This window comes from Paraburkholderia sp. HP33-1, from assembly GCF_021390595.1.
Classification (GTDB): Bacteria; Pseudomonadota; Gammaproteobacteria; order Burkholderiales; family Burkholderiaceae; genus Paraburkholderia.
Genome location: NZ_JAJEJR010000002.1, coordinates 1884179 through 1901926, shown reverse-complemented (window position 1 = coordinate 1901926; position 17748 = coordinate 1884179). Strand labels below are relative to the sequence as shown.

The 17748-nt window shown below is 64.9% G+C and carries 18 protein-coding genes; 17 read left to right on the top strand and 1 reads right to left on the bottom strand.

All coding sequences use genetic code 11. The features are described from left to right. Positions 1–176 precede the first annotated feature (176 nt). The 7 genes from L0U81_RS24630 (at position 177) to L0U81_RS24600 (ending at position 6451) form a co-directional block, all read left to right on the top strand. On the top strand, positions 177–1199 hold the full coding sequence (locus tag L0U81_RS24630) for an AAA family ATPase (RefSeq protein ID WP_233806623.1): 1023 nt from the start codon (positions 177–179) through the stop codon (positions 1197–1199). A gap of 19 nt (positions 1200–1218) precedes the next feature. Continuing rightward, on the top strand, positions 1219–2130 hold the full coding sequence (locus tag L0U81_RS24625; RefSeq protein ID WP_233806621.1) for a DUF58 domain-containing protein: 912 nt from the start codon (positions 1219–1221) through the stop codon (positions 2128–2130). Continuing rightward, on the top strand, positions 2127–3086 hold the full coding sequence (locus L0U81_RS24620) for a calcium incorporation protein MxaA (RefSeq protein WP_233806619.1): 960 nt from the start codon (positions 2127–2129) through the stop codon (positions 3084–3086). Before L0U81_RS24625 ends, L0U81_RS24620 begins: the two co-directional genes overlap by 4 nt. After that, entirely contained in the window at positions 3083–4069 is a 987-nt protein-coding gene (locus L0U81_RS24615) for a vWA domain-containing protein (RefSeq protein ID WP_233806617.1), read from the top strand. Before L0U81_RS24620 ends, L0U81_RS24615 begins: the two co-directional genes overlap by 4 nt. Continuing rightward, positions 4066–4629, top strand: a complete 564-nt coding sequence (locus tag L0U81_RS24610; RefSeq protein WP_233806615.1) for a tetratricopeptide repeat protein — start codon at positions 4066–4068, stop codon at positions 4627–4629. Before L0U81_RS24615 ends, L0U81_RS24610 begins: the two co-directional genes overlap by 4 nt. Further along, a complete protein-coding gene (locus L0U81_RS24605; RefSeq protein ID WP_233806613.1) occupies positions 4626–5639 on the top strand; it encodes an MxaL protein in 1014 nt (337 codons plus the stop codon). The genes L0U81_RS24610 and L0U81_RS24605 overlap by 4 nt, the downstream gene beginning before the upstream one ends. 251 nt (positions 5640–5890) lie before the next feature. After that, complete coding sequence (locus tag L0U81_RS24600) at positions 5891–6451, top strand: hypothetical protein (protein ID WP_233806611.1); 561 nt, start codon at positions 5891–5893, stop codon at positions 6449–6451. Between the two features lie 12 nt (positions 6452–6463). Here L0U81_RS24600 and L0U81_RS24595 read toward each other — a convergent pair whose 3' ends face one another. Next, on the bottom strand, positions 6464–7438 hold the full coding sequence (locus tag L0U81_RS24595) for a GlxA family transcriptional regulator (protein ID WP_233806609.1): 975 nt from the start codon (positions 7436–7438) through the stop codon (positions 6464–6466). A gap of 133 nt (positions 7439–7571) precedes the next feature. Between L0U81_RS24595 and L0U81_RS24590 the strand changes: the two genes are divergently transcribed. The 10 genes from L0U81_RS24590 to L0U81_RS24545 all read left to right on the top strand — a co-directional run bounded on the left by L0U81_RS24590 (position 7572) and on the right by L0U81_RS24545 (position 17734). Then, complete coding sequence (locus L0U81_RS24590) at positions 7572–8255, top strand: DJ-1/PfpI family protein (protein ID WP_233806607.1); 684 nt, start codon at positions 7572–7574, stop codon at positions 8253–8255. A 114-nt stretch (positions 8256–8369) separates the two neighbouring features. Further along, positions 8370–8810, top strand: a complete 441-nt coding sequence (locus tag L0U81_RS24585) for a zinc-finger-containing protein (RefSeq protein ID WP_233806605.1) — start codon at positions 8370–8372, stop codon at positions 8808–8810. Positions 8811–9031: 221 nt separating this feature from the next. Next, positions 9032–10009: an ABC transporter substrate-binding protein gene (locus tag L0U81_RS24580; protein WP_233806603.1), complete on the top strand. Its 978-nt coding sequence runs from the start codon at positions 9032–9034 to the stop codon at positions 10007–10009. 47 nt (positions 10010–10056) lie between these two features. Next, positions 10057–11082 (top strand): amidohydrolase family protein, encoded by a 1026-nt coding sequence (locus L0U81_RS24575; protein ID WP_233806601.1) that lies wholly within the window; start codon positions 10057–10059, stop codon positions 11080–11082. Positions 11083–11138: 56 nt separating this feature from the next. Continuing rightward, positions 11139–11990 carry an amidohydrolase family protein gene (locus tag L0U81_RS24570; RefSeq protein WP_233806600.1) on the top strand — a complete coding sequence of 284 codons (852 nt, stop codon included), beginning with the start codon at positions 11139–11141 and terminating at the stop codon, positions 11988–11990. A gap of 50 nt (positions 11991–12040) precedes the next feature. Continuing rightward, on the top strand, positions 12041–13321 hold the full coding sequence (locus L0U81_RS24565) for an MFS transporter (protein WP_233806598.1): 1281 nt from the start codon (positions 12041–12043) through the stop codon (positions 13319–13321). Positions 13322–13382: 61 nt separating this feature from the next. Beyond that, a complete protein-coding gene (locus L0U81_RS24560) occupies positions 13383–14369 on the top strand; it encodes a protocatechuate 3,4-dioxygenase (RefSeq protein ID WP_233806596.1) in 987 nt (328 codons plus the stop codon). Positions 14370–14406: 37 nt separating this feature from the next. Further along, entirely contained in the window at positions 14407–15264 is an 858-nt protein-coding gene (locus L0U81_RS24555; protein WP_233806594.1) for an HpcH/HpaI aldolase family protein, read from the top strand. Then, positions 15265–16812, top strand: coding sequence for an acetolactate synthase large subunit (locus tag L0U81_RS24550; RefSeq protein ID WP_233806592.1), 1548 nt, complete (start codon positions 15265–15267; stop codon positions 16810–16812). Between the two features lie 28 nt (positions 16813–16840). Next, positions 16841–17734 carry a phosphate ABC transporter substrate-binding protein gene (locus tag L0U81_RS24545; RefSeq protein WP_233806590.1) on the top strand — a complete coding sequence of 298 codons (894 nt, stop codon included), beginning with the start codon at positions 16841–16843 and terminating at the stop codon, positions 17732–17734. Positions 17735–17748 lie beyond the last annotated feature (14 nt).

The following is a 17748-nucleotide window of genomic DNA, read 5'->3' as shown; positions in this document are numbered from 1 at the left end:
GTGTACCCGGCTGTCGTGACAGCCTGCCAACTTTTCGCATTCGATTTAACTCGTTTGTCCCGTGCGCACGATCGGCATAAACCGTGCTTGAACGGAAGGCTGGCGAGTCTCGAAGGGCGTCGACGTCCGAGCGTCGCGCAATAAAACGCCAGCCACCATGGAAGGGGATCGCAGCGATGGTTTCTGGCGAACAGCTTCAGGACTGGCGTTCTCACGCACAGCAGATCGAAGACGAAGTCGCGAGAGTCGTCGTCGGTGAGCAGCAGATCCTGAGGCTCATCAACGTCGCGTTGTTCGCCCGCGGCCACGTGCTGCTAGAAGGCGGCGTCGGCGTCGGCAAGACGACCGTGTTGCGCGCGTTCGCGCGCGTGGTCGGCGGCGCTTTCGAGCGCGTCGAGGGCACGATCGATCTGATGCCGGGCGACCTCGTCTATCACACCTACGTCGATGCCGACGGCAAGCCACGCATCGAGCCGGGCCCGCTGCTGCGGCACGGCGAGCAACTGACGACCTTCTTCTTCAACGAGATCAATCGCGCGCGTCCGCAGGTGCAATCGCTGCTGCTGCGCGCGATGGCCGAGCGGTCCGTATGGGCGTTCGGCCGCGAGCACCGCTTTCCGCACATGACCGTGTTCGCCGACCGCAACAAGGTCGAGAAGGAAGAGACCTTCGAGCTCGCGTCGGCGGCGCGCGACCGCTTCCTGTTCGAGCTGAACATGCCGACGCCCGCCGACGCCGGCGCGCGACGCAGCCTCGTCTTCGACACGATGTTCCATGACGTCGACAGTCTGCTCGCGCGACTGACACCGTCGATCGTGCCGTGGGAGCAGTTGAACCGGATCGGCGCGGCGATCCAGCAGGGCGTGCAGGCGAGTGAGACGATCGAGCGCTACGTGCTCGACATCTGGCAGGCGACGGAAACGCCGCTGCAGTTTGGTATCGCGCTCGACGGCGTCGACATGCAACAGCTGATTCTCGCGGGCGCGAGTCCGCGTGGCATGAGCGCGCTCTTGCGGGCCGCGCGCGTGGTCGCGTGGCTCGCGGGACGCACGCATCTGATTCCGGAGGACATTCACGAAGTGCTGCTGCCGGCGCTGGGTCATCGCGTGTTCTTCACGCCGATCTATGAGCTGCGCCGCCAGGAACTGGCCGAAGCGCTGCTCGCGCGGATCGTCGCGAACGTCGCCGTGCCTCGCTGAACGCGGCGCGCGCAGCACGATGAACGGCACCGCCGAATTCCACTACCGTCTGCCGATGCGCGCGGCGGGCGCGCGGCCCGGTTCCCATCCCGGCTCGAGCTTCGGGGCCGGTCAGCAGTTCGCGATGCACGGCCGCCTGTTCGACTATCCGGACCCGCGCCGGCTCGATCTGCGTGCGAGCTTGCGCGCGGCGCGCGACGAGTGGCTCGTGCGGGTGCATTTGCAGCGCGTCGCGGTGCCGGTGCTGGCGATCGTCGACGTGTCGGCGTCGATGCAGTTCGGCACGCATCAAACGAAGCTGCGGGTCGCCGCCGATTTCGTCGAAGCGCTCGGCCATAGCGCGTTCCGGGTCGGCGATCGGCTCGGCATGCTGGCCTTCGATCGGGGCGAACGCGATGATCTGTTCATGCCGGCGCGCACGGGACGGGGTACCGGCACGCTGCTCGCGAGCATGCTGCGCGAATGCTCGAGCGATAGGGCCGAACCCGGGGCCGACCCAGCGGCCGTTCGTGCGGCGGGACCTCAGGCCAACGGCGCTTGCGTCGAAGCATTGCGGCGCTGCGCGATCCGCGTCGCCGGACGCAAGGCGCTCGTGTTCGTCGTGTCCGATTTCCACTGGCCGCTTTCGCAACTGCCGCCGGTACTCGACATGCTGGTGCATGCGTGCGTGGTGCCGATGGTCGTGTGGGACGAGGCTGAGATCACGCCGCCGCGCCACGCGTCGCTGCTGGCCGTCAACGATGCGGAGTCCGGCGAGGAGCGCCGGGTGTGGCTCTCGCGTGGCATGCGCGAGCGCTGGCGCGATGGCGTCGCGCGCCGTCGCGAGGAGCTCGGCGCGGTGTTCGGCGCGCGCGGCATGCGGCCGTTCTATGTCGAAGGCGGGTTCGATCCGGAAGCGATGTCGCGCTACTTTCTGGAGATGACGGCATGAGCGCGCGCGGCGTACGCAGTGGCCTCGAGCGGTGGGCGATGCTTCGCCGGGCGCCGCTTCGCGCGCTGATCGCGGCGGCGTTATGCGGCGCCGCGTGCGCGACGGTCAGCGCCGCCGCGCTGACCGCGCTGGTTCAGGAGCCGCGCGCGTTCGGCTATGTGCTCGGCGATGTGCTGACGCAGCGCGTTCTGCTGGAGGCCAACGGTCGGGACATCGGCGCGGTGACGCCGCCTTCGGTCGGACGCACGGGCGTGTGGCTCGAACGCCGGCCTGCGACGCTCGAGACCGATGCCAACGGCCGCAAGTGGATGGTGATCGCGTATCAGGTCGTCAACGCGCCGCAGACGCTCACGCAGATCACGTTGCCCGCGTTGACGTTGACGTCGGCGGCGGGCACGCAATTGCAGGTCGCCGAATGGCCGGCGAGCATCGGACCGTTGACGCCGCAGAGCGCGTTCGCCGCGGGGGATCTGCAGCCGCTGCGGCCCGATCGTCAGGTGCCGGTGTCCGGCACGGCGGGCTGGCGTCGGCAGATCGCGTGGGCGCTCGGCCTGCTGCTCGCGACCTTGCTCGCGTGGACGAGCTGGTGGTGGGCGCGCAACTGGCGCGAGTCGGCGCGGCTGCCGTTCGCGCGTGCATGGCGGCAGATGCAACGGTTGACGCCAGCCGCTTCGTCGAGCGAGGCGTGGGTCTGCCTGCATCGCGCGCTCAACGAAACGGCCGGCCAGGTCGTGCATGCGACTTCGCTCTCGGCGTTGCTGGCGCGCGCGCCGTATCTGCAACCGCTGCGCGCGCAGCTCGAACGTTTCTATCAGGTGTCGTCCGAGCGGTTTTTTGCGCCCGCGCCGAATCCGGCCGCGAATGGTGACGAAAGCGCCGGCGAGACCCCGGGCGAGTTTCCGCTGCACGCGCTGTGCCGTGCGTTGTATCGAGCCGAAAGGCGCCATCAGCGATGACCATGAACCTCGATTTCGACTTTCCGTGGATGCTGGTGCTGCTGCCGCTCGCCGCGCTGCCGCTGCTGCGGCGACGCAGCGATACGCTGGTGTTTTCGAGCGTCGCGTGGCTGCCCGCTGACGAGCTCGGGCGCGTGACCGGCTGGCTCACTCGCGGCGGCGCGGCGCTGGCGATCGCGGCGATCGTCGTCGGGCTGGCGGGGCCGGGGCGCTCGCAGTTGCAGGTGCTGCGCACGGGCAGCGGCGCACAGATCCTGATCCTGATGGACCGCAGCCAAAGCATGGACGAGCCGATGGGCAGCAAGGGCGTCGAGACGCCGCGCGGCGACTCCAAGAACCAGGCGGCGCGCGCCGCGTTGACGCGCTTCGTCGAGCAGCGCCCAAACGACCGGCTCGCGTTCATGATGTTCGGCACCAACCCCGTGCTGGCGATGCCGTTCACCTACAACCATCGCGTCATCGAGGCCGGGGTTGCGGCCACGGCGATCGGCCGTGGCATGCCGGACACCGAGCTCGATCGCGGCATGCTCGCGGCGATCGCGCAGTTCGACGGACGCCTGTCGTCGGGGCGCCGCGCGATCGTGCTCGTCTCGGACGGCGGCGCGCTGCTCGACGAACCGATGCGACAGCGCATCCAGGCGGGACTGCAACGCAACCAGATCGCGCTGTACTTCATCTACTTGCGCAGCAGCGTCTACAGCCCCGATCTGAACGCGACGCTGCCCGCCAACGAAACCTCGGCCGAAGCGCAACTGCATCGATTCTTTTTAACGCTCAGGACGCCTTACCGGCTGTTTCAGGCCGAAGACCCGAAGGCGATGATGGCGGCGATCGCCGAGATCAACCGGCAGCAGAACGCGTCGACCACCTTCATCGAGCATCTGCCTCGCCAGGACCTGAGCCGGTACTGTTTCGCGCTCGCGTTGTTCTGTTCGGCGCTGCTGGTGCTGCTGCACCTGTTGCAAGTCAGGAGCTGGGCATGAGGCGCACGCTGGTCCACACCCTGTTCGGCACCGTCGCGATCTGCTGCGCGGCCTGGGCCGCGTATGGTTTCGTACGTTTGCAGCAAACGGAGCGGGTCGATCAGGCCATTCTCGCGGTGAGCGCGTCGAACGCCGCTTCGCGCGACGAGCGTGGCGAGCGTGGCGACGATGAGGCGCGCGAGGTTCAGCTGGCCCGCGCGATAGCGCTGTCGAAAGCGGGCGCCTACGACGCGGCGGCGCGGCTTTACAACGGCCTGATCCCCGAGGGCAGCCCGCCCGACGAGGTCGGCCGCGCGGCGCTGTTCGATCTCGGCAACCTGTACCTGCGCGAAGGCGGGGGCGAAACCGCGCAGGCGGTCCAGTCGCTCGCGATGATCGGCGAGGCCAAGGCGCGCTACCGGCTCGCGCTGCGCGCGGCCCCCGACGATTGGGATGTGCGCTACAACCTCGAACGCGCGCTGTGGCTCGCGCCGGAAACGCAGTCGGTGCTTGCCGGGCCCGATGTGAAAGAGCAGCACAACGTCAAACTGCGCGATCCGTTGAGCCAGGACTTGCCATGAGCGGCGTTCCGCAAAAGCGCGGCTTGTCCCGGTTGCGTCAATGGTTGACGCCGCTCGCGCTCGTCGCGTTGATCGCGGCGGTCGCGATGCCGGAGCTCACGCTGCCGCGCAACACGTTTCACTACATCGTGACGTTCGATATCACGCAGAGCATGGACGTCGAGGACGTGGTCCTCGACGGCGCTCCGGTCAGCCGGCTCAAATTCGCCCAGGTGGCGATGCGCGAGGCGCTCGGGCGCTTGCCGTGCGGCTCGAAGGTGGGCTGGAGCGTGTTCACGGGGCAGCGGATTTTGCTGTTGATGTCGCCGGTCGAGGTATGCGGCAACTACGACGCGCTGCTGGTGTCGCTCGACGGCATCGACGGGCGCATGCGCTGGACCAACTGGAGCCGCATCGCCGAGGGTGGCGTCTATTCGGCCGTGCGCGTCGCGCAGCAGGTGGGCGGCGGCGCGGCCATCGCGTTCGTCACCGATGGGCAGGAGGCGCCGCCGGTGTCGCCGTCGCGCGCGCTGATGCAAGGCATCAACGCCGCGCGAATCAGGGGCTGGCTGATAGGCGTGGGCGGCGACCAGCCGGCAGCCATTCCGAAGAGCGACGCCGAGGGCAACCGGATCGGCTACTGGCAGGCCGACGATGTGATCCAGACGCCGCCGATGCCAGGCTCCACTGTGGAGGCGCCAATGCACGAGGAATTGTCCGAATTGAGAGGTGAGTACCTGGCATCGGTGGCAGGGCAGACTGGCCTCGACTACCGGCGTTTGCTGAGCGCGACTTCGTTCGGCGATGCGCTGCTCGATCCGCGCTTCGCGCGCCGCGAACCTGTGCCGACCGATCTGCGCTGGTGTCCCGCGCTGCTCGCGTTGCTGCTGTTCGTCGCGCGCTTCATGCCCGATGCCGTTCTCACAGGGCTGCGCGGCTGGCGAAAGCGCATTCGAACGATCGTTTTTCTCGTTGCGCCGTCATTCAATGGGCGGCCGAAAATGGCGGACTCGCGGGGCTTGCACCAGTAGCTTTTGCCGGTCTTCGATCGTTGAGAACGCTTTCAGGAATCGTTCCCAGTCGTTTCACATCAACTCCCCTCCGGCGTTGAGCCGCGAAGACGCACGCGCTCGCCGCATCACGCGAGATACCTCACACATTGACCTACCGGTTCGCGAATGACTGACTACAATGTCTGAATGCAAGCGACGCTGTAACACGCTCGGTTCGATTTGAGCGTTGTGTCCTGTGACGTTTCACTTCCTTCACGGGAGGCATGCCAATGACGTGCCAAAACGAGAGGATTGTCGGAGCGCTATTCGTCGTATTGAGCGGCTACGCGTTTGCGGGCGGCCCCACCGGCGATGTGCCCGAAGGGATGATGGTCGCCAACATCGTCGCGTCACCCGTCGAAGTGGTACCACCGATTCCCGAGCCGCGGCACTACCTCGAGCAGCAGCGCTATGCAATGCAGTATCAGGGGGACCAGGGCAAGCCGTTCTATGCGCAAATTGAGAATTTTTATAGCGTGGACGTGACGCGCGATGCGCGGCTCGGTACCCCGAAGGCGCTGGCATCGTCCGGACCGAAGTTCGCACCGGTGTCCGAACGAGACGCTCAGGCTGCCGCTCAGGATGCTTCGAATCCTCTGCATCTGGGGCCATCCACGGCACCGCAATTGTCCATCGTTCAGATGAACGGCTCAGTGCTGTCGATTGGCCAGTCACCGCAGCGGCGTCTGTCCTTGACGGTCAACGACTGGGTGTTCTCCGGAACCGCGCGCGTCGCGATTCTGCATTCGCACGATACGGGCGCGACGCTCATCGTCAAACATGGCTTCTGATTGACGCACGCGTTACGTCGACGAAAAACGCTCGCGGTACACCTGCGGCGCCACGCGCAGCTGACGCACGAAGCTGCAGCGCATCGTTTCCTCGCTGCCGAATCCGCATCGCGCCGCGATCCGTTTGATCGACCAGGATGTTTCGCTCAGCAAGCGCTGTGCCGCTTCGATGCGCAACTGTTCGACCGCGCGCGCCGGCGTGCGGCCCGTTTGCGCCTTGTAGTGGCGCATGAAGCTGCGCTCGCTCATATGAAGCCGTTGCGCGAGCGCGGGGACCGACAGGTCGGACGCGAGATGCGAGCTCATCCACGCATGCAATTCGCCGAAACGGTCGTCGGCATCTTGCAACGACAGCATCGCGCTGAACTGCGACTGACCACCCGGCCGCTTCAGAAACACGACGAGTTCGCGCGCGACGTCGAGTGCCAACGCACGTCCGTGATCTTCTTCGAGCATGGCAAGTGCGAGGTCGATGCCGGCAGTGACGCCCGCCGATGTCCAGATCGCGCCGTCGCGAATGAAGATCGGATCGGCTTCGACGCGCAGTTGCGGATACGCCTGCGCGAGTTCGTCGCAACGCCCCCAATGCGTGGCGACGCGCCTTCCGTCGAGCAGCCCCGCCTCGGCGAGCAGGAACGCGCCCGAGCAGACCGAGGCGACGCGTCTGCAATGCGGTGCCTGGCGCTGTGTCCAGCGGATCAGACGCGGGTCGGCCGATGCGTCGCGAATTCCCCAGCCGCCCGGAACGATCAGCGTATCGACCGGCCCTTTCGCCGAGCGTAGCGAACCGGCAAGCACCGCGATTCCCGACGACGACGTGACGGGCCCGGCTTCGGCTGCCACGACGCGTGGCGCGTAGAGTTGGTCGAGCCCGCGCTTCGCGACGAGTTCGTTGGCGGACGCAAAGACCTGGAGCGGACCGCTGACATCGAGCAGTTGCATGTTGGGGAAACCGAGCAGCACGATGGAGCGAAGAGTGCTAGACATGTCGTGACGAGCGTGGCGGAAAACAAGGGGTGAATGGCAGTATTGCCAAAGCTTACCCACATAGAATCGATTCGTCCACCTGGAAGAATTGGCAGATGGCGCGTTTCGACTTCTTATTCGATAAGGCATCCCTATGAACCTGAAAATCGGTTTTCTGGTGTTTCCGAAAGTACAGCAACTCGATCTGACTGGCCCGCATGAGGTGCTCGCGTCGGTGCCGGGCGCCACGACGCATCTGATCTGGAAGACGCGGGAGCCGGTGGTATCGAGCAGCGGGCTCGTGTTGACGCCGAACACGACGTACGAAAGCTGCCCGGCGCTCGACGTGATCTGTGTGCCCGGCGGAGGCGGCGTGACCGATCTGCTGCAGGACGCGCAAACGATCGATTTCGTTCGCCGACAGGCCGCGAGCGCGCGCTACGTGACGTCGGTCTGCACCGGCGCGTTGCTGCTTGGCGCGGCGGGTTTGCTGCGCGGGCGGCGCGCGACGACACACTGGGCGTTCCACTCGTTGCTGGAACCGCTCGGTGCGATACCGACGCGCGCGCGCGTGGTGCGCGACGGCAATCTGATTACAGGCGGCGGCGTGACGGCGGGCATCGACTTTGGGCTGACGCTGGCCGCAGAACTCGCGGGCATCGAAGAGGCGCAGGCCATCCAGCTCGAACTCGAATACGCGCCAGCGCCGCCGTTCGCTGCGGGCGATCCGGAGTTAGCGCCGCCAGCGGTGGTGGAATTGGTCCAGCGACGGTCGGCTGAAACGTTGGCGGCGCGGCGTCGGGTGGTGACGGAGATTGCACAGGGGCAGGCTTCGTAATGCTCGTGCCTTGCATGGGGACGCGGGCATTCCATTAAACTGTCTGGCTCCACCCGTTCTCGCCAGTCAGATCGATGCGATGAAGTACAACGAAATTGCCCTGGAGCACTCCCCATGCGCGTAGGCAAGCCCGTCAAGGCGCTGCCGCAGCCGTCGTGCGACTACTGCGGCAACCGCGCGTTGCTCGCGCATTACGGCGACGACGGCTACCCGTACCGCAGTGATCAGGGGCCTCTGTGGATTTGCACTGCCTGTCAGGCGTGGATCGGCGTCTATTCGCGCAGCAAGCGCAACGTGCCGCTCGGGCGGCTCGCCGACGCGACGTTGCGCGAGGCGAAGAGCAAGCTGCACGACGCGCTCGAACCGCTCGTCGCAGGAAAGGTGCGCCGCGATGGCGTCAACGCGTTCGAAGCCCGCGCGAAAGCGATCCGGTGGGTCGCGACCGAACTTGGCTTCGATCCCGTTCCGGCGAGTATTCACGCGTTCACGCCTGAACAGTGCGAACAGGCGCTGCGTTATGTCGAGGCTTTCGTCGAAGCCCGGCGTGCGAGATAGCGCGATACCCCCGAGCGATACGCTTCCTTTCATTCCTCTAAACACCACCCCGCCATACCGCCTTCCCGGCGCCTCTCCGCCCCCACCAAAAAGTGCCATTGAATCTACTTTTTGTGTAGGGACGCTGGTCCCGTCCTCCCATATTCTTACGCCATCGAGACGACACGTCGCCCGCTGCAATCCTTACCCCGCAGCCCGCGACGATCAATCCACAGGAGAGGATGTTGACCAAGAAAGTCCCGCTCAAGATCGCGATCGCTGAGCATCCGCATACGTCGGCTATCCGCAACGGATCCATCCGCATCGAGGGCGTCGACGCCGAGTTCGTCACCGTCAAGCCGCAAATCGGCGCGTTCCGCCGCATGGTGCGCGACGTTGAATTCGACGTTTGCGAACTCGCGCCGACCACCTACATCATCGCGCGTGCCTATGGCGCGCCGTTCGTCGGCTTGCCGATCTTCGTCGTGCGGCGTTTCCATCACGGCGGTTTGCTGGTGCGTCCTGACGCGGGAATCAACACGCCGAAGGATCTTGAAGGCAAGAAGGTCGGCGTGCGCGCGTATTCGGTCACGACCGGCGTGTGGACGCGTCAGGTGCTGATCGACGAGTTCGGTCTCGATTCTTCGAAGGTGACGTGGGTCGTCGACGACGAAGAACACGTCACGCAACTGAAGCTGCCGTCGAACGTCGTGCACGCACCGCAAGGCAGCTCGCTCGCGGAGATGATGGCCTCAGGTGAACTGTCCGCCGGTTTTGCCGCGGCTGCGGGTATTGGCCGCACCGGCGCGCCGACGGGCGGCTGGCAGGAAGTCGAGGCCGACTATCCCGATCTGCTGCCGAACGCGACCGAACTCGAAACCGAGTACTACGCGCGCACCGGTGTTTATCCGATGCACGGCACGATCGTCGTCAAGGACTCAGTGCTCGCCGAGCATCCGTGGATTGCTAGATCGCTATTCGATGCGTTCGCGCAGGCGAAGAAGGAATGGCTCGAACGTCTCGATGCCGGAGAAGCGACGAGCGCGAGCGACAAGAAGTATCTCGAACTGCGCAAGATCGTCGGTCACGATCCGCTGCCGTACGGTCTGCAGGAAAACCTGAAGACGATCGAAACGCTCGAAGCGACCGCGTTCAAGCAGGGTCTCACGCCGCGCCGCATGTCCATCGACGAATTGTTCGTCGATCCGTTGGCCCGCTAAGCCACCCAGGCGCTCAACGCCGACCCGACGATTCGAACGGAGACACCATGATTATCGATTGCCACGGTCATTTCACGACCGTCCCGGCTTCCTTTCGCGCTTGGCGCGCCAAACAGGTCGAGTTCGCGAACGACCCGGCCAACGCGCCGTCGCGTGACGGCGCCATTGTCAGCGACGACGAGATTCGCGAAGCGATCGGCAACGGACAGCTCAAATTGCAGCGCGAGCGCGGCAGCGACCTGACGCTGTTCTCGCCGATCGCGGGCCTGATGAGCCACCACCTCGGCAATGAGCGCACGAGCCTCGAGTGGGCCGAAGTCTCGAATGACCTCGTGTATCGCGTGACCGAACTCTATCCGGACAACTTCGCGCCGGTCTGCCAGTTGCCGCAATCGCCGGGCGTCGCGCCCGCGAATTCGATCGCCGAATTGCGCCGCTGCGTCGAGCAGCTCGGCTTCGTCGGCTGCAACCTGAATCCGGACCCGAGCGGCGGCTACTGGACCGGCAAGCCGATGACGGACCGCGAGTGGTATCCGCTGTACGAAGCGCTCGTCGATCTCGACGTGCCTGCGATGATTCACGTCGCCGCGTCGTGCAACCCGTGTTTCCACGGCACCGGCGCGCACTATCTGAACGCGGACACGTCGGTGTTCATGCAGATCCTGCAGTCGGACCTGTTCAAGGATTTCCCGACGCTGCGTCTCGTGATTCCGCACGGCGGCGGCGCGGTGCCGTATCACTGGGGCCGTTATCGCGGCATGTCGCTCGAAATGCGCGAGCGTCCTCTGGAAGGATTGCTGGACAACATTTTCTTCGACTCGTGCGTGTATCACCAGCCGGGCGTCGAACTGCTGACGAAGGTGATTCCCGCCGACAACGTGCTGTTCGGCTCGGAGATGATCGGCGCGGTGCGCGGCAAGGATCCGGCAACCGGTCATTACTTCGATGACACGAAGCGCTATATCGACGGCTGCGCCGCCCTGAGCGACGAGGATCGCCACAAGATCTTCGAAGGCAACGCACGGCGTGTCTATCCGCGTCTCGATGCGCGCCTCAAAGCGCGTGGCAAATAAGCGCGCGGCAAATAACGGCGCGAGCCGCATGTAACGAGCAAGATACCGAGGCCTTCATGACTTCCTCAATCGTTGATATTCACCCGCACATCATCTCCGACGACGAGAACCGCTATCCGCCCGCACCGTTGTTCGGCAAGCGCTCGGAGTGGTCGAAGGAACGGCCGACCACGGTCGAGACGCTGATCGCATCGATGGACGCGGCCGGCGTGGCAAAAGCAGCGGTGGTCCATTCGTCGACCACGTACGGTTTCGATAACAGCTACGTGGTCGACGGCTGCGCGCAATACGCGGACCGTCTGGTCGCGGTCGGTTCGGTCGATGTGCTGGACCCCGATGCGCCGGCGCGCATCCGCGCATGGGTCGAGCGCGGTCTCGCGGGCCTGCGTCTTTTCACCGGCGGCAGCACGAAGGAGTTCGACCCGAGCGAACTCGACGATCCGCGCTCGTTTCCCGCGTGGGAACTGTGCGGCGAACTCGGCCTGCCGATGTGCATCCAGACCGGCCCGATCGGCTTGCCGCAAGTCACCGCGCTCGCGCGGCGCTTCCCGACCGTGCGCATCATCCTCGATCACCTCGGTCGTCCCGAGGTTGCGGACGGCGCGCCGTACGCGAAAGCGCAGAGCCTGTTCGATCTCGCGCCGCTCGCGAACATCTATCTGAAGCTCACGCCGCGCATCTTCGGCGACGTGCAGAAAGAGAAGGCGAGCGCCGAGACGTTCTTCCCGCGCGTGGTCGAAGCGTTCGGCGCGCAACGGATGGCGTGGGGCTCGAATTATCCGACTTCGCCGGGCACGCTCGCGGAAATTCTCGCGACCGCACAGGCCGGTCTCGCATCGCTCAGCGATGCGGACCGCGAGTGGATCTTCGGCAAGACCGCGCGGCAGCTTTATCCGGCGCTCGCCTGAAGTTCAGCGGCGTGTCCGCGGCATTCAATCAAACTGAAGAGAACAAGCAGATGGAGACAGGCAAACCTGAACGTCGAGGAATCGCGAACCGCTGGGCCGTGCTTGCGCTTCTTGCGATCGGTGTGCTGATTTCGTTTGTCGATCGCACCAGCATTTCGTCGACGCTGGCCGACGCGGATTTCATTCGGCACTTCGCGCTGACCGATGTCGATCGCGGCTGGATCAACGCGGCGTTCTTCTGGTCGTATGGCCTGTTTCAGGTGCCGATGGGCTGGGTCGCGGACCGCTACGGCGTCAAATGGCCGTACGCGATCAGCTTCGCGCTGTGGTGCGCCGCGACCGCGTTGATGGGTGCGGTGACCGCGCTCGCGAGTCTGGTCGTGATGCGCCTGATCATCGGCATGGCCGAGGCGATCGTGATTCCCGCGAGCTATCGCTGGATTCGCAATAACTTCGATGAGAAGCACAGCGGCCTCGCGGTCGGCATTCTCGCGATGGGCAACAAGTTCGGCCCCGCACTCGGCGCACCGGTCGGCGCATGGTTCATCGTCAACTACTCGTGGCAGATGATGTTCATCGCGACGGGTCTCGTTGGTCTCATCTGGCTCGCGCCGTGGCTGCTGCTGGTGCGCAACGACCTGCCTTCGAAAGCGGAGCTCGTGGTCGCCAATCGCAGCGCGCGCGCCGTGAGCCTTGGCAGCATCCTCGCGAGCCCGGTCGTGTGGGGCGGCATGATCACGAACTTCTGCTACGGCTACTTCACGTTCTATTGCATGACGTGGATGCCGGCCTATCTGGTCGAACAGCGCGGTCTGTCGATTGGGCGCTCGGGACTCTTCACGTTTTTCAGCTTCGCCGGAATCGCGATCGTCGCGGCGCTCGCAGGGTCCGCGGCGGATCTGATCATCGCCCGGGGCAAGGATCCGATCGTGGTCCGCAAGGTTTTCACCGTGACCGGATTCGTCGGCGGCTGCACCGTACTGCTCGGGGCGTACGCGCCGACGCTGCAACTGGCGCTGTTCTGGAATGTGTTGTCGCTCTCGCTGTTGGGATTCGTCACGGCCAATAACCTGGTGCTGTCGCGCCTGACGTTGATTCCGAAGCAGGCAATCGGCCTCGTCACCGGCGTGCAGCAACTCGCGACCAGTCTCGCGGGCGGCGTGGCGGCGAGCCTGTCGGGCTGGCTGCTGCACGTGAGCGGAAGCTACGACCTGCCGATGATGGTGATCCTTGGATTCCTGGTCGTCGGCGCGATGGCCACGATCGTCCTGTACCGCCGCGAATGGTCGCCCAGATTGACCGAGGCGGCGAGCACGCTGCGGCAGGCCTGAACACTCACAGCACGGCCGGCACAGGCGGCCTCTGGACACATCAATTCACTGAGAAACATACATGGCGAAGATCGTATTCGGGATGGCGGTGCCGCACAGCGGCATGCTGGGCCAGGCGCCGGAAGACTGGCTCAAGAACGGGGAGCGCGATCGCAACAACCCGGAACTGTGGTATCGCAATCGCACATGGACGTACCCGGAACTCGAAGCGCATCGCGAAGCCGCCTTCGAGAACTATCTGACGCTCGAAGAACGCACTGCGCGTGCAGCGCGCTGCCGTACCGCGCTCGACGCGATGGCGGCCGCGTATCGCGAAGCGAAGATCGACGTCGCGATCATTCTCGGCAAGGACCAGAAGGAGATCTTCACCGACTTCTCGCCGTCGATCGCGATCTATAGCGGCGCGCAGGTGCACAACGGTCCGCCGCAGCGCCCGGTCTATGCACCCGATCATCACGTGACGCACGAGTGCCATCCGAAGCTCGCGACTTATCTGATCGAGTACTTCCAGAAAGAGAACTTCGATCTGACCGATCTGTTTGCGTGGCCCGACAACGTGTGGATGAAACCGCTGCCCGAGTATCCGGTGGTGCCGCATGCGTACAGCTTCGTGTATCACCAGATCATGGGCGACAACCCGCCGCCGCATGTGCCGGTCATCATGAACTGCTTTTATCCCCCGACGCAGCCGTCGATGTCGCGTTGCATCGAATTCGGCCGCGTGCTGCGCGACGCGCTCAATGCATGGCCGGACGATGTACGGGTGGGCATTTTCGCGTCGGGCGGTCTGTCGCACTTTGTCAACGACGAAGAGTTCGATCACCGCATCATGAAGATGCTGGCCGAGTACGACTACGACGGCCTCGCGGCGGTGGACAACCGCTCGTACCAGTCAGGCACGTCCGAAATCAAGCTGTACGTCAGCGTGATGAAGGCGGTGCAGGAAACCGGCGCGGAAATGACGCTGGTCGACTATGTGCCGTGCTGGCGCACGCCTGCCGGCACTGGCGAAGGCATGGGCTTCATGTACTGGAAAGCCGCCGACTGATCCGGCTTCACCCCCTAATTCACGAGAAAAAGACATCATGAGCGAAAACCGTCTCAACGGCATCATTCGCGCGTTCGAATCCGGCAAGCCCGCATTCACCGCATTTTCGAAGCTCGACAAGCAGACCGCGATCGACATGAGCGATGCGCCATATGACGGCATCGTGTTCGAAATGGAGCACAACCCGTACGACGTGTCCGCGCTCGGCGACGCATTGCAGTACATGCTCAACCGCAAGGCGATCGTCGAATCCGGTTCGGTCGCGCCGCGCGTGACGCCGATCGCGCGTATTCCGGCCAACGGCGCGGAGATGAACCAGGCGTTCGCCAAGCAGGTGCTCGATCGCGGTGTTTATGGCGTGGTGTGGCCGCACGTTGCGACGGTCGAGCAGGCGTATAACGCGGTCGCTTCGTGCCGCTATGCGCGGCCGAAAAACGCGCCGCTTTATGAGCCCAAAGGCGTGCGTGGCGACGGTCCCGCTACCGCAGCGCGCTACTGGGGCTTGAGTATGGCCGACTACTACAAAAAGGCAGACGTCTGGCCGCTCGCGCCAGAGGGCGAAATCCTCGTCGGCCTGATGTGCGAAAGCACCGAGGCAATCGAGAACCTCGACGACATTCTGTCGAACGTGCCCGGCATCGGTTTCATTCTGATCGGCGAGGGCGACCTGAGCCAGGAACTGGGTCATCCGCGCGATTACGAACACCCGATCGTGGTCGATGCGATGCGCCAGATCGTCGATACCTGCCACAAGCACAACGTGGTGGTCGGCAATCCGCACGTGAACGCGAAGAATCACAAGCGGCTGCTCGAAGAGGGCTACCGTTTCCTGATGTCGGCGCCGCTGCGCAGCTATGGCGTGGTCGGCATGGCGCGCGAGATGGCGGGGTATTGAATGAACGGAGCCGAAAGCCTCGTCGACACGCTGACGGATCGCGGTGTCGACATCTGTTTCGCGAATCCGGGCACGTCGGAGATGCACTTTCTGAAGGCGCTCGAAAATCCGCGCATGCGCAGCGTGCTGTGTCTTTTCGAGGGCGTCTGCACGGGCGCCGCGGACGGCTATTACCGGATGAAGGACACGCCCGCGTCGACGCTGCTGCATCTCGGCCCGGGTCTCGCAAATGGACTGGCCAATATTCACAATGCCAAACGCGCGTCGTCGGGCATGGTCAATATCGTCGGCGAGCATTCGGCCGCGCATCTGAAATACGATCCGCCGTTGATGTCCGATATCGAAGGCCTCGCTCGTCCGCTCAGTCACTGGGTGCGTCGCGTCGAGTCCTCGCGCGCGGTCGCGTGGGACGTGGCCGCTGCGGTGAGCAAGGCGAGCGAGTATCCGGGGCAAATCGCCACGCTGATTCTGCCCGGCGACGCATCGTGGCAGGACGCGGGCGAACGCGTGTCGCTGCCGGCGTTGCCGGTCGCGAGACCGGCAGCGCCGGACGCGGCGCGCGTCGATCACATCGCGCAGGTGCTGCGCTCAGGCGAGCCGACCCTTATCGTGCTGGCCGGCCGTTCGACGCGCGGCCGCGCGCTCGAACTCGCGGGCAAGCTGAAGGCGGCGACTGGCTGCCGGCTCGCCACGCAATTCTTTAGCGCGCGGATCGAACGCGGCGCGGGACGCGTGACGCTCGAACGGATTCCGTACGCGGTCAACGCGGCGGTCGATTACCTGAAGGGCTTTCGCCACATCATCACGGTCGAGACAACCGAGCCGATCGCGTTCTTCAGTTATCCGGACAAACCGAGTTTGCTGAAGTCGCCGGGCACGAGCGTGCATGCGCTCGCGGAAGTCGGCGAAGACGGCACGACGGCACTCGAGATGCTGGTCGAGGCTCTCGGCGCGACCGGCACGCAGGCGGTGCTGCAACAGCGTGCGGACGCCAGCGCGCCCACTGGCGCGCTGAACCCCGCGAGCATCGCGCAGGCGCTTGCCGCCGCGTTGCCGGAAGACTGCATCCTCGTCGACGAGTCGCTGACCACCGGGCGCGAGACGATGGGCCTGACCGTCGGCGCCGCGCGTCACGACCTGATCAACAACATGGGCGGCTCGATCGGCTACGGCACGCCGGTCGCAACCGGGGCCGCGCTCGCTTGCCCGGAGCGACGCGTGTTCTGCATGGTCGGCGATGGCAGCGCGATGTACACGATCCAGTCGTTGTGGACCCAGGCACGCGAAGGCCTGAACATCACGACGATCATCTTCGCCAACAACAGCTACGCGATCCTGAAGGCCGAGTACGCGAACATGGGCGCCGGCGCGCCGGGCGAGCGCGCGCTCGCGATGATCGACATCGACCGTCCGCGCATCGACTGGCTCGCGATGGCGAAGAGCATGGGCGTGCCGGCCGCCGCCGTCGACACGGCAGAAGCTTTCCACCAGGCCATGGCCGATTCCGTGCATGCGGCCGGCCCGTGTCTCATCGAGGTGAGACTGTAATTTCATTCAAGCATAAGGACCGACATTCATGACGACGCAAACCGCGGTGCCGACGCTGCGCACCAACCTGGCCGTGTATCCGGTGACGAAGGCGTTGAGAGACGGGCGCGTGAGCTCGGATCTCGTCACGCTCGACTTCTGCGGACCGACGCCCGCGCATAACGGCTTCAAGGCGATGGTGCGCGAGAACCAGTTCGATGCGGGCGAGCTCGCGATCGTCACGTTCCTGCAGGCAAAGGCCTACGGCAAGCCCTATGTGCTGCTGCCGGCGCCGATCTCAGGCCGTTTCCAGCATCATTGCGCGGGCTTCAACATCGACTTCGGGCATCTCGATCCGAAGGATATCGAAGGCAGGAAGGTCGGCGTGCGCACCTACACGCAGACCACCGCGCTGTGGATTCGCGGCATTCTGCGCCACGAATACGGCGTCGATCTCGACAAGGTCACGTGGATGACGCTCGGTGACGGCCACCTCGCCGAGTATCGCGATCCGAACAACTGCGTGCGCCTGCCGGCCGGTTCGTCGATTCCGGACCTGATGATGAACGGCGAGCTCGCCGCGGCGCTGCTCGGCGAAGACATGCCGAAGGATCCGCGCGTGCGCACGCTCGTGCCCGATGCGCAGAACGCGGCCAAAGCGTGGTTCGCGCGCGAAGGCGTGGTGCCGGTCAATCACATGTTCGTCGTGCACCAGGATCTGTCGAAGAAGCACCCGGAGGTCGTGCGCGAGTTGTACCGGATGATCGTCGAAAGTCGCGCGCAAACGGAAGGCGGTACGCCCGCCGTGTTTCCGCCGCTCGGTCTCGAACAGAACCGCAAGGGCCTGCAACTGGCGATCGACTGGGCGCTCGACCAGAAGATCCTGCCGCATCGTCTGTCGGTCGACGAATTGTTCGACGATGTGACGGGCAGTCTGGGTTGATGATGGGGTTCGCC